This is a genomic window from Clostridium sp. LXY-7 (assembly GCF_056172015.1).
The window spans coordinates 218,255-231,285 of the sequence record NZ_JBLLJL010000005.1; the positions used below are offsets into that span (position 1 = coordinate 218,255).

Here is a 13,031-nt window from a genome sequence, read left to right on the forward strand (position 1 = left end):
AGGAACCTGATGGATAATCAAGATTGGCTTATTTTGAAAATTCTTGCTAAAAAAAAGAATATTAGTAAAACTGCCCTCAGTCTGTACCTTTCTCAACCTGCACTTACTAATCGTCTTCAAAAAATAGAAAAAGAATTTGGAGTTACAATTGTAAATAGAGGAAGAAGAGGTATATCTTTTACCCCTGAAGGAGAATACTTATCAAAATGTGCTACAGAAATGTTAATAAAACTTGAAACCATAAAAGAAACTGTAATAAATATGAATAAAGAAGTAATTTCTGGCACCTTAAAACTAGGAGTATCTAGATTTATTATGAAGTATAAACTTCCCATTATATTAAAACTTTTTAAAAAACAATATCCTAATGTGGAATTTAAAATAGTGGCAGACTGGAGTAGAGATATATTTAATTTAGTATATACCCACGAAGTACACATCAGTTTCGTTCGTGGTGATTATGGATGGTGCGATGAAAAACATCTACTATTTGAAGAAAATATGTGTGTGGTATCTAAAAATAAAATATCCTTAGAAGACCTTCCTAAATTACCTCTGATAGATTATCAGACAGATATTTTATCAAAATTAATGATTGATAATTGGTGGTCAGATAATTACTCTTCCCCACCTATAGTTAGTATGAAAGTAGATAATGCAGATACATCTAAAGAAATGATTATAAATGATCTAGGTTATAGCATCATACCAAGGACGGTAATAAATGATACCAAGGATTTGTATATTATTAATTTAACCAACAAGAATGGGGAGCCTTTATTAAGAAAAACCTGGATGCTTTTTCATAAAAAATCCTTAGATATAAATGTGGTCAAAGCCTTTGTTGATTTTATTAAGGATTTTGATTTAGAAAATATTTAATTAAGGCATCTTTTAAATAACTAGTAATCTTCTAGTATATTTTAAAAAATGCCTTAATTTTTACTCTTTTAAAATTTGGCTTTGTTTTAGATGGTTGCTGATTTTAGAACTAAGCCTAAAATTCTAATATTATACTTAACACTTTAAATTTTAAATTTTAAAATTATCTCATTAAGCTTTTCTGCAAGCTCTGCTTGACTTTGAGCTGTAATTGCTACTTGTTCAACAGCCTTAGTTGATTCGTTAATACTTTCTTGTATACCATTTAAATTATCTGATGATGTTTGAGTCATTTCTGCCATGTTTTGGATTGCTTCACTCACCTGATCTATGGTTGCTGAAATTTCTTCACTCATAGATGCTATGTCCTCAGACATACTACTTACAAAAACTCCATCTTCTTCATATTGTTCTCCCACTTGAACAAAATTCTTAAATTCAGGTGAAACCTTACTATCTACAAATTTTAATACCTCATTACTATTATCTGATAAACTTTTAAATGCATCTTTAACTTCATTTATAGTGGATTTAACATTTTTAACTGCAATTGATGATTGTTCTGCCAGTTTTCTAACTTCTTCTGCTACTACCGCAAAGCCTCTTCCCTCTTCTCCTGCTCTAGCAGCTTCAATAGCTGCATTGAGTGCTAATAAATTTGTTTGCTCTGATATTTGCTCAATGGTTTCAGCCATTAATTTAATTTCTTCAACAACTTTCCCCTTTTCTATGCCTTTTAATATTTCCCTCTCCACATCTCTATAAAGCTTTGAAGCATTTTCCAATGAATTTTTACTATTCTCTTCTATTTCTATAGCTCTATTTTTTATTTGTATTGCATTAGTACTTCCATCAGAAGCTTTATTTGATAGTATAACAATACTTGAGTCTACTTCTTCTACAGATGCTGATATCTCCTGAGCAGTTGCACTTGTTTCTTGAGCTACGGTATTGATTTGCTTTGTCGCTTCATTAATATTCTCAAAATTTGAAGCCATCTCTTCTACTGTAGCTGACAACTCTTCACTAGATGCACCTATATCTTGTGCACTATTCATAACTTCTGTAATTAAGTTAGCAACATTTTCTTGAGCCTTATTCAAGGCTAGTCCTAATTTTCCAAATTCATTAGCTGATTCTATTACTATTGGCATTGAAAAGTTATAATCTGATAATCTATCAGCAAACGCTTTTGTTTTATTTAAAAATCTCATTATGGATTTTGTTAAAATAGTTGCAAGTAAGGTCGCTAGAATGATTGAAATAGCTATAATGATTACTGTGATCTTAATTGAATTCTTATAGGCTGTTGTACTATTATCTATATCCTCTTTCGCCCATTGATTATTATATTCAACTAATTTTCTTAGTTTTTCATCCATTCCTTTTTTTATCTGTGTAACCTCGTCAAACTTCCTTATTGCTTCTTCCCTATTTCCTGATGAAATTAAAGTTAAGTATTCCCCTCTAACATCTCTATATTTATTGAGTTCTATTTCAAATTGAGCAGAAAGTTCTTTGTCTTCATCTCTAGTAATTCCTGATTTATATATTTTAATGTTTTCATCTGCCTCTAACTTCATCTCCTCAATTTCATTCATCAATTCCTTTATTATACTTTTATCATTTTCACTCATAATTAATCTTAAGTTTAAATTAACATTTGATAAGTTCTTATCTATTATATTAATTGCTGAAACTCCAATCATGTTATCATTATATAGTTCATCAGCTACATCATGGGCATTTTTCATACCAATTGCCCCTGCCACACTAATAATACACATTAAAATACACATAACTACAAAACTAGTGATTAATTGAGTCGATACCTTCAAGTTTCGTAAAATTTTCATATTTTCCTCCATAAACTTAATCCTATATTTAGGAATAAAATCCTATATATACAATTATATCATTAAATTCAAATAATTTATACATGCTGCAAGAACCAAATAATAGTTTTCACGATATTTACTATTTTTTTTGCTAATTGTGATTTTCATTGCAATATTTTGTAGAAATTTGTTTTAAATTATTTCTATAATCATCATGACTTCTTATAATTTTACATTTTTTTCATTTGTTTTAATATATAATATTTTTTATATTTTACCTATTTAGAAGCTATTTTTATAAAATATAGCATAATGAAGTCATCTGGTAAAAATGACAAAGTGTTATATGTAAAGCCATATAATTTTTATATATAAATAACATAAAATCTGCCTATACCCATTATAGATATTTGCAGATTTTTTCTTAACTTATAAACAAACGTTATATATTTAATTATGAAACTTTTTACGATCTCTGGACTAATGTTCTTTCAGTTAACTAATTTTTTATTTTGATACTATACAATACATGTTTATATAATGGACTCTTGTTTTCAACCCTAGGATGATTAAACTCCTTTATATAACTCATACCTAACTTCTTCATCACATTTTCTGAAGGCTTATTTATTTCTGCCGTAAAGCTAAATATTTCTCTAAATCCTAATTGCTCAAACCCATATTTTATACAAGCTTTTGCTCCTTCTGTAGCATACCCATGCCCCCATGCTTCTTTTTTTAGTCTCCATCCTATCTCTATACAAGGTGTAAAATCCATATCAAAAGTTGCCTCGTGAAAACCTATGAATCCAATAAACTCTCTATTTTCTTTTACTTCCACTGCATACAACCCATAATTATGTGTTTTAAATTCTTCCTGAATAGCTTCATAAAAAGCATCTGTTTCCCCTTCCGAAAGAGTTTTAGGGAAATATCGCATGACTACTTCATCTGAATTAAGCCTTCTAAATTCTTTTAAGTCTTCCTCTTCCCAAGATCTTATAATTAATCGTGAAGTTTCTATATAAATCATTCTATCTTCTTATGCCTCCCTTATAGCTACCTTATTAAATAGTTCTGATATCTTTATTCTCTCAAAATAGCCCTGTCCACTTATTCTCTTCTCCACTTAGAACTTAAGAGGGTAGTTATTTCATCACTTCTCTTATAATTCTCATATTATTACCATAACATATTTTTTCAATTTCTCCTGTTTTAAAACCACTTTTATAAAGACCTTGAACTAGTTTATCAATGTCCCCTATATGGCTAATTTCATAATCTCTAGAATCTATACCATCAAAATCACTACCTAAAGATACTACATCAATGCCACCTATGTTGTATATGTGTTTTATTTGAGTTATTATTTTATCAACTGTTGTAATACCACTATCTGAAATAAACTCTTTTTCAAAGTTTATTCCCATTACTCCACCTTTTTCTGCAAGCACTCTTATCATATCATCATTTAGGTTTCTAGTATGTTTACAAATACTTCTAGCATTTGAATGAGAAGCAACAAAAGGTTTAGTTGAGAACTTAGCTACATCATAGAAACCACCATCAGATAAATGAGATACATCAATAATCATACCTAAGTCATTCATTTTTGATACTACTTCTATCCCAAAATCTTTAAGACCACTATTTACAAAGCTTAGTTCACATCCCGGAAAACCTATTTCATTTTCAAAATTCCACGTAAGGGTAATTAATCTTACTCCCTCTTCATAGACCTTATATAAGTTATTTATATCACCTTTTAATGCACCACCCTCTTCAATGGTTAAAAAAGCTGATATTAATCCTGCTTTTTCATTTTCTATAAGTTCTCTATAATTTGTGGCTAATTTTATATAACTCTTATTTTCTTCTATCTGATTTTTTATTTCCTTTACCAATTCTAAATATGTTAAATATGGATCAGGATTTTCTTTTAAAAATACAAAACAAGCAAAAAATTGAGCTATTGAATTTGCTTTTTGTAATTTATCAATATCTACAGCACAGGGATTACTTTTTAGAGAATATTTCTTATCACCCACAAAATTTAATGCTGTATCACAATGTAAATCAATTATTTTCATAGACAACACCTCCACCTAAATTTAATTACACTTTAAATTATTCCATATGTAGCACTAGTTTGTTTATCTCTTGGTATTGCCATTGCTGACATCTTAGCTACAATTACATTATACTCCTTCTCCTTTTTCTTAGCTACATTTAATCCTACTCTCGATAATGTTAGTTCTATAAATATAGAAATTGATATATTTTTCTATATTTATAGGGCTTTTTCAACCAACGAACACAAGTATATAATGAAACTACAGGAATAATTGTACCTTGCAGTTTTATTTATAAAAAATCTTAATCCATCTGTTGGATATATATAACAATTTCAAAATCAACTCTCTAAAAATAAACAGGCTTAAAAGAGTGTGAATTTATCACACTCTTTTTAACTATAAATAGCTTTTTATTAGTCAACTTGGGCTGCTTGCATAATAAAATATAGCCATCTATTTATTAATATTCTAACCCATATATATAAAAATATTCATATCTATTTACATAAATATATTGATAATTAATCTAATTTTATATTTAAGCCTATTTGCATAATGTAGTTTCATTATTACAATCTATATATACTAAAAAATCAAACTAAAATTTTTATATTGTATGAAACATTGTATAAATTATTCCTTCTTTTAAGATACTTATATAGAATAATAAATTTTTGTTAGTGATTAAATATTCTATATAAATATTATGATTTTTAACTAACATTCTAAAGGAGGATTTTTATGAAAAAAGTTATGAAAACTATGGATGGAAATCAAGCTGCTGCAGAAGCATCCTATGCATTTACAGAAGTAGCTGCCATTTATCCTATTACCCCCTCTACCCCTATGGCTGAAAATGTAGATGATTGGTCAGCCCATGGAAAAAAGAATATCTTTAATCAAGAGGTAAAGGTAGTTGAAATGCAATCTGAAGCTGGAGCCGCTGGTGCTCTTCATGGTTCTCTTGCTGCTGGGGCATTAACAACTACATATACAGCTTCTCAAGGACTTCTATTAATGATCCCTAATCTTTATAAAATGGCAGGAGAACTCCTCCCTGGCGTGCTTCATGTAAGTGCACGTGCTATTGCAACCCATGCTCTTTCAATTTTTGGAGATCATCAGGATGTTATGGCAACAAGACAAACTGGAGTTGTACTTTTGGCTTCCTCTAATGTTCAGGAGGCTATGGATCTTGGAACTATAGCCCATTTATCTTCAATAAAAGGCCGACTCCCCTTTATTCATTTTTTTGATGGGTTTAGAACATCCCATGAATATCAAAAAATAGAGTTAATTAATCAAGAAGATATAAGGAGCATTGTGGATTATGATTCTATAAATGATTTTAGAAATAGAGCTTTAAATCCAGAACATCCTACTGTTAGAGGTACAGCTCAAAATCCAGACATCTACTTTCAAGGAAGGGAGGCTTCTAATAAATTCTATGTAGCTATTCCAGATATAGTAGAAAGCTACATGCGAGAAATTGAAAAAATAACTGGTAGAAGCTATAACTTATTTGACTACTATGGAGATTCAGATGCTGAACACATAATTGTAGCTATGGGTTCTGTTTGTGATACCATTGAAGAGACCATCGATTATCTATCGAATAAAGGTGAAAAAGTAGGGTTAATTAAAGTCCACTTATATAGACCATTTTCACCAAAACATTTTTTTAATGTGTTACCTAAGAGTGTAAAGAAAATTTCTGTATTAGATCGTACAAAAGAGCCTGGTGCACTTGGTGAACCACTATATTTAGATATATGCAACTTGTTTTATGCTGAAGATGAAAAACCTATTATTGTGGGAGGAAGATATGGTTTAGGCTCAAAAGATACAACACCTTCACAAATTCTTGCAGTTTATAATAACTTAAAGAAGGATGTTCCTAAGAATGGATTTACCATAGGAATAGTTGATGATGTAACTAATACCTCTCTCCCTGAAGAAGATATAATTAATACCACTCCTGCTGGAAATATTAGCTGTAAATTCTGGGGATTAGGTTCAGATGGAACTGTTGGCGCAAATAAAGCTGCTGTGAAAATTATAGGAGATAAAACTGATTTATACGCACAAGCTTATTTCTCCTATGATAGCAAAAAGTCTGGTGGAAGCACAATTTCTCACTTAAGATTTGGTAAAACGCCAATTAAGTCACCTTATCTTGTGTATAATGCTGACTATATAGCTTGTCATAATTCAACCTTTGTATTTCACTTTGACTTATTAAAAGGATTAAAGGGAAATGGTACTTTTGTACTTAACTGCCCTTGGAGCGATGATGAACTTAATGAAAAAATACCTGCATCTTTAAAGATATATATAGCTAAAAATAATATAAATTTTTACACCATCAATGCTATTAAATTGGCTGGTGAAATTGGTTTAGGCGCTAGAATAAATATGATTATGCAAGCTGCCTTCTTTAAACTAGCTAATATAATTCCTATAGAAGATGCAGTTAAATATTTAAAGGATTCAGTAGAGAACACTTATGGTAAAAAGGGTGCAAAGATAGTAGATATGAATAAAACTGCTATTGATAAAGGAATAGAACTATTACATAAAGTATCTATTCCTAATTCATGGCTTAATGCTCAGGATGAACAAACTCCAACTAAGGAGGAACCAGCCTTTGTTAAAAACATTCAAAGACCTATGTCCAAAAATGAAGGTGACACCCTTCCTGTTAGTGCTTTTGAAGGCATGGAAGATGGTTCCTATCCTCTAGGCACTACAGCCTATGAAAAACGAGGAATCGCTCCTAATATACCTCAGTGGCAAATTGATAAATGTATTCAATGTAATCAATGTTCTTACGTTTGTCCACATGCGGTAATTAGACCACTTTTATTAAATGATGAAGAAAAAGCTGCTGCACCAGAATCTTTTGAAACTAAAAAACCTCTTGGAAAAGGTTTGGAACAATTGCATTATCGCATACAGATCAGTCCACTTGACTGTACCGGCTGTGGAAATTGTGCTGATGTGTGTCCTGCTCCTGGTAAAGCATTAATTATGAATAAGGCTGAAGAAGAAATTAAGTCTGAATCAGATAACTGGGAATATGGTATCACAGTTAAGGATAAAGAAGTAGCTAAAAATCCTAATACTCTTAAGGGCAGTCAATTTATTAGACCTCTTATGGAATTTAACGGAGCTTGTCCTGGTTGTGGTGAAACTCCATATATCAAATTATTAACTCAATTATTTGGTGATAGAATGCTTATAGCTAATGCCACTGGTTGTTCATCTATCTGGGGAGCAAGTGCACCATCAATTGCTTATAGCACAAATGAAGCAGGTAAAGGACCAGCTTGGGGAAATTCACTTTTCGAGGATAATGCAGAATATGGTTATGGAATGTTCTTGGCAGTTAGACAAATTAGAGAAAAATTATCTGACCTTATGAAGGAAGCTATTAATACTGAAATTTCCTCTGAGCTTAGAGCTTCTTTTGAAGAATGGCTAGCTACTATGAATCATGGTGAAAATTCAAAGATTGCCTCTGCTAATGTTATAAAAGCTATTAAAAAGGAAGATTATAATCAAAATCCACTTCTAAAAGAAATTATGGAAAAGAAGGATTATTTAATTAAAAAATCTCATTGGATAATTGGTGGTGATGGTTGGGCTTATGATATCGGCTTCTCTGGCTTAGATCAAGTTCTATCCACCGGTGATGACGTTAATTTATTTGTTATGGATACTGAGATATATTCTAATACAGGTGGTCAGTCTTCTAAAGCTACTCCAACAGCAGCTGTTGCTAAATTTGCTGCCTCTGGTAAAAAAATCAGAAAAAAAGACTTAGGATTAATAGCTATGAGCTATGGTTATGTATATGTAGCACAAATCGCCATGGGATCAAATATGAATCATACTCTAAAAGTTATTGCTGAAGCAGAAGCTTATAATGGTCCTTCTATAATCATTGCTTATGCTCCATGCATAAGTCATGGTATAAAAACTGGTATGGGAACTAGTATGCTTCAAGAAAAGAGAGCTGTTGAAGCTGGATACTGGCATCTATATAGATATAATCCTGAGTTAAAAGTTCAAGGAAAGAATCCATTTTTATTAGAATCCAAGGAACCTACCAGTTCCTTTAGAGATTTCATACTAGGTGAAATACGTTATTCTTCTCTGGCAAATACTTTCCCAGATATTGCTGAAGAGTTATATAAAGTAGCAGAAGAACATGCTCGCGAAAGATATGAAAACTATAGGAGACTTTCTGAAATTAACTTTTAATCAATAAATTTTAAGTTTAGACTTTTCAAAATTAAAAAAATTATAATTGATTTAAATAAATAGAGAAGTGAGATGTTGATTCTCACTTCTTTATTTATTAGGTTTTGTTTTAATATAATGTTGATAATAAGCTACATATTATTACTCACAAATCATTTAAAACAAAGCCATTCATTAATATAATTATTTTTGATTTGCATCAACATAATCCTTAGCATCTCTTACTTGACTCTCATTAGGCAATGATACATTTGAGATAGGTTTTACGTTCTCAATATTAGCCCAAGCTGCAGTTATGTGATTTTCTATAGGCATTGCCATAAATTTTTCTTTAACTCTATTTTCGGTCATATTTATCCCTCCTTAGAATTAGTTTGTTCAATTGATTAAATTCTATGAGGAATTTTTTCTTTTATAAAGTCATAATTTTTTTTCAACCTTTCATCATCTGGAGATAAACTAATAGCTTTTTGTAAAAATTCTAAGGATTTATCTAATTGTCCTATCCAATAGTATGAAATTGAAGCTAAATCATAAGGGAAGCTTCCCCATGAAACAGCTTCATTTATATAAGTCATTGGTCTATTTTCTATCTTCAAAGCAGAATTGACCATAAATATAACACCATACCACTCTTCACACTTTGAAAGAAGTAATGCCATTTCAATGTATGGTTCTCTAAGATGCGGTGCCTCAGCTATAGCTCTATGGAGCCACCATTTAGCTCCCTCTAGGTCTCCTTTCCCTACTAGAGATTTAGATATATATCTCATAGAAGCACAGCGTTCATCTTTCCATGTTGCTTCTGGCATTGCAAGGTGCTTCTGTAAAGTTTCTATAGCTTTATCCCACATCTCTTTATACATATATTCTCTACCAAGATAATGCATATTTCTATCATCATTTGGTCGTTCCTTTACAGCCAGTTCAAGCAATCCAAGATATTGAGATCGCGATTTGCTTGGATCTGGGTAATGATTAAGTTGTACTCCCATAGCTAAATCAGTCCTATGTGACTTATCTCCTATATACTTTAATACTTCATGTACTGGATGTATCCATTTAAACTTTCTATTTGCATGTATCTTCTCAATCCAAAATACAATCCCTTCACTTTTATCTTCATTAAAACTCCATGTATAGCGATAACTAGCTTGTTTTGTATCCTCTTTCCATGCGGCTTCAAGTTTATTTCTCCATCCTTTTTCAAAAACTTCATCAAGATCTGTACAAACACAGATATCTACATCATCTGGAACCAATTCGAGAGATTTATTTCTTGCAATATCAAATCTCCAAGGTTTAACCTCTTCCACTACTACTATAGCTCCAAGTTCCCTTAATTTTTCAACCGTATTATCTGTTGAACCAGTATCTAACACATATATTGAGTCTGCTTCTGACATAGACTCAATCCATCGCTCAACAAATTTCTCCTCATTTTTACAAATTGCATATACAGCAATTTTATATTTATTCACAATATCCCTCCTGATCCTTACTTATTTTCAACTTCTTGATATTAAAAAAATTAAATGTTTTATTTAAAGCCAATAGCTTATAATAAAAAATTAATTTTTTATTTAGTATTGAATATATTTTCATACAATACATATTATGCATATTTACCTGAAGTGATATTGTGACTTATCAAAATATATAAACTTACTTTTATCTAATTTCTTAAAATATCTTAATTCTTTATGATTCATACTCACATTCCATTTACAGTAAAAATACTCTTGACAATGATAACATACAAATGTAGTATATGATTATAAACATACATTTGTAGGAGTTGATAATATGAATAATAAAATTGACCGTTTACCAGATACTGAATTGGAAATTATGAAAGTAATATGGGATAATAACACCCCTATCTCTACCAAAGAAGTAAAGGATTATCTTGATGAAAAGAGACCTTGGAACATCTCAGCTCTTCAAACTCTTCTCAACAGATTAATCTCGAGAGGTTTTCTAAGTACTGATAAACAGGGAAAAAATCGGTACTATGAACCTTTAATAAGTGAAGATTCCTATCTTGCAGCTGAGAACAAATCTTTTTTAGAGAAATTAAACAGTAATTCACTTAAGAAATTCGTTGCTTCTCTTTATAATAGCCAATCTATTACTGATGAGGACTTAACGGAATTAAAAGAATTTATTGAGGAAAAGACAAAGGAGGATTAATATATGTTTGAATATTTGCTAAACAGTACTATAGAAGTAACCTTAATAGTGTCAATGATAACTCTGATACTATTTTTACTCTCTAACTTATTGAATAGAAATTATAACTCAAAATTACCATATTGGATATGGCTTATACTTGCAGTGCGATTGATTATTCCCTTAAGTTTTTCTTTGCCCCAGGCACCAATTACTCTGCCTACCCTTGAAAATAGGATTACTTATTATACTGACTTAGAGATGAGACATGATTTATTTGCTTCAACAAAGGATAAAGAACCAGAAAAATATAATGTTCTAGATGAAGCTAAGCCTAAAATACTGGAGAATTTTTCAGTGAATAAAGTGTCTACCTTTATATGGTTATTAGGAATTAGTATTTTTACTTCCTATCAACTTTTTTCCTATGTTTCTTTTAAAAATTCTATAAAGCGATGGAGTTCTTCCATAAAAGATGAGAGGATAATTCTTATATTTAAGCAACTATTAATTGATATGAAAATTACGAAAAATATAGATATAAAAGTTTGTAAAAAGGTATCCAGTCCTATGATAACAGGTTTTATTAAGCCTATATTGCTCCTACCAAAGGAGAATTATAGAAATCAAGATTTATTAATTATACTAAAGCATGAATTAATTCACTATAAAAGACATGATGTGTGGTATAAATTGTTGATATTGTGTGCTAATGCAATTCATTGGTTTAATCCCATGATATATCTTATGGCAAGGGAAGCTAATAAAGATATTGAACTTTCCTGTGATGCTGAACTAGTGAAGGATATGGATCAAAGTTTCCGAAAAAAATATAGTAAAATGCTTTTGGGTATGATACATGAATCCAATCTAAAAACCAGCTCTCTTTCTAATTGTTTTTATAAAGATAAAAATAATATAAAACAGCGACTTACAAATATATTAGATATGAGTAAAAAGAAAAAAGGTATTTTCCCTTTTTGCATACTTCTTATAATTACTATGGCATGTAGTTTATTAGTAGGATGTAGCTCAGCACAAAATCTAAATATAGAAACAAAAAATGTTACTAAAGTTGAAATTACAGGACGACCAAATAACAATACATTTAGTAAAACTACTGAAGATGTTGGAGATATTAAAAAAATAGTTGACTACCTTACTTCCTTAAATCTATCAGAATCTAAAGATAACCCTAGTCCATTTGAAGGAACAACCCGTACAATAAAAATTCACTATACTGATGGTACAAAAAAAGAATATCTACAGCTAGAAAATGCATTTCTCAAAGAAGCTGGTGGCAAATGGCTAGATATCAGTCCTAAGCAGGGTAAAAAATTCGCTAGTATTGTGGAAGAAATAAATGGAGATACTTACTTCTCTAAATTGACAGAAATTTATGGTAATTTACCTTCTGAGCAAGGACTTCATTGGTATACATGGCATGACAACAAGAAAAATGAATCTTATTTTGGTTTGTTTAGTGCATCCAATCTTCCTTCAAAAGAAAAAATTCGAGAAACCATAAAGACATATCCAGCAAATCCACAAGACATAGAAAAGATTCTAGGTACCTATAAAATGCCTCTCACTACCATATCTAGCAATATAAATACAATAGATTAATTTTAAAATAAGAAGTTTTTTAATACAAAGAAGTATAGCTAGACTAAATTATTTTTTCTAGCTATACTCCTTTTTTAAGTTCTGGTATTTAAATTTATTTTTCTTCTTATATTTTAAGCATTGGCTTTGTTTTAATCTAGTGTTGATAATGAACTACATATATTGCGAAGCA

9 protein-coding genes are annotated in these 13,031 nt (G+C 30.4%); 4 read left to right on the top strand and 5 right to left on the bottom strand.

Going from position 1 to position 13,031, the window contains the following annotated elements:
- Positions 1 to 9: 9 nt before the first annotated feature.
- Positions 10 to 882, top strand: a complete 873-nt coding sequence (locus ACI48Q_RS17365; protein WP_474920375.1) for a LysR family transcriptional regulator — start codon at positions 10 to 12, stop codon at positions 880 to 882.
- A 143-nt stretch (positions 883 to 1,025) separates the two neighbouring features.
- Here ACI48Q_RS17365 and ACI48Q_RS17370 read toward each other — a convergent pair whose 3' ends face one another.
- The 3 genes from ACI48Q_RS17370 to ACI48Q_RS17380 all read right to left on the bottom strand — a co-directional run bounded on the left by ACI48Q_RS17370 (position 1,026) and on the right by ACI48Q_RS17380 (position 4,810).
- The gene (locus ACI48Q_RS17370) at positions 1,026 to 2,738 is read right to left on the bottom strand and encodes a methyl-accepting chemotaxis protein (protein WP_474920376.1); all 1,713 of its coding nucleotides are present in this window, start codon (positions 2,736 to 2,738) and stop codon (positions 1,026 to 1,028) included.
- A 481-nt stretch (positions 2,739 to 3,219) separates the two neighbouring features.
- Positions 3,220 to 3,753, bottom strand: coding sequence for a GNAT family N-acetyltransferase (locus ACI48Q_RS17375; protein ID WP_474920377.1), 534 nt, complete (start codon positions 3,751 to 3,753; stop codon positions 3,220 to 3,222).
- A gap of 115 nt (positions 3,754 to 3,868) precedes the next feature.
- The gene (locus tag ACI48Q_RS17380) at positions 3,869 to 4,810 is read right to left on the bottom strand and encodes a dipeptidase (RefSeq protein ID WP_474920378.1); all 942 of its coding nucleotides are present in this window, start codon (positions 4,808 to 4,810) and stop codon (positions 3,869 to 3,871) included.
- Between the two features lie 726 nt (positions 4,811 to 5,536).
- Here ACI48Q_RS17380 and nifJ point away from each other — a divergent pair.
- A complete protein-coding gene (gene nifJ / locus ACI48Q_RS17385) occupies positions 5,537 to 9,061 on the top strand; it encodes a pyruvate:ferredoxin (flavodoxin) oxidoreductase (protein ID WP_474920379.1) in 3,525 nt (1,174 codons plus the stop codon).
- Positions 9,062 to 9,244: 183 nt separating this feature from the next.
- Here nifJ and ACI48Q_RS17390 read toward each other — a convergent pair whose 3' ends face one another.
- Both ACI48Q_RS17390 and ACI48Q_RS17395 read right to left on the bottom strand, forming a co-directional pair.
- Complete coding sequence (locus ACI48Q_RS17390; RefSeq protein ID WP_474920380.1) at positions 9,245 to 9,412, bottom strand: CDIF630_02480 family spore surface protein; 168 nt, start codon at positions 9,410 to 9,412, stop codon at positions 9,245 to 9,247.
- A 35-nt stretch (positions 9,413 to 9,447) separates the two neighbouring features.
- Positions 9,448 to 10,542 (bottom strand): tetratricopeptide repeat-containing glycosyltransferase, encoded by a 1,095-nt coding sequence (locus ACI48Q_RS17395; RefSeq protein ID WP_474920381.1) that lies wholly within the window; start codon positions 10,540 to 10,542, stop codon positions 9,448 to 9,450.
- A gap of 325 nt (positions 10,543 to 10,867) precedes the next feature.
- On the opposite strand from ACI48Q_RS17395, the gene ACI48Q_RS17400 reads away from it, so the two are divergent.
- Positions 10,868 to 11,254, top strand: coding sequence for a BlaI/MecI/CopY family transcriptional regulator (locus ACI48Q_RS17400; protein WP_474920382.1), 387 nt, complete (start codon positions 10,868 to 10,870; stop codon positions 11,252 to 11,254).
- A 3-nt stretch (positions 11,255 to 11,257) separates the two neighbouring features.
- Positions 11,258 to 12,859 carry a M56 family metallopeptidase gene (locus ACI48Q_RS17405; RefSeq protein WP_474920383.1) on the top strand — a complete coding sequence of 534 codons (1,602 nt, stop codon included), beginning with the start codon at positions 11,258 to 11,260 and terminating at the stop codon, positions 12,857 to 12,859.
- Positions 12,860 to 13,031: the final 172 nt, after the last annotated feature.

Bases quoted from the DNA above. Each gene is read 5' to 3' on its own strand.
- ACI48Q_RS17365 (WP_474920375.1), top strand. From the start codon at position 10: ATGGATAATCAAGATTGGCTTATTTTGAAAATTCTTGCTAAAAAAAAG.
- ACI48Q_RS17370 (WP_474920376.1), bottom strand. From the start codon at position 2,738: ATGAAAATTTTACGAAACTTGAAGGTATCGACTCAATTAATCACTAGT.
- ACI48Q_RS17375 (WP_474920377.1), bottom strand. From the start codon at position 3,753: ATGATTTATATAGAAACTTCACGATTAATTATAAGATCTTGGGAAGAG.
- ACI48Q_RS17380 (WP_474920378.1), bottom strand. From the start codon at position 4,810: ATGAAAATAATTGATTTACATTGTGATACAGCATTAAATTTTGTGGGT.
- nifJ (WP_474920379.1), top strand. From the start codon at position 5,537: ATGAAAAAAGTTATGAAAACTATGGATGGAAATCAAGCTGCTGCAGAA.
- ACI48Q_RS17390 (WP_474920380.1), bottom strand. From the start codon at position 9,412: ATGACCGAAAATAGAGTTAAAGAAAAATTTATGGCAATGCCTATAGAA.
- ACI48Q_RS17400 (WP_474920382.1), top strand. From the start codon at position 10,868: ATGAATAATAAAATTGACCGTTTACCAGATACTGAATTGGAAATTATG.
- ACI48Q_RS17405 (WP_474920383.1), top strand. From the start codon at position 11,258: ATGTTTGAATATTTGCTAAACAGTACTATAGAAGTAACCTTAATAGTG.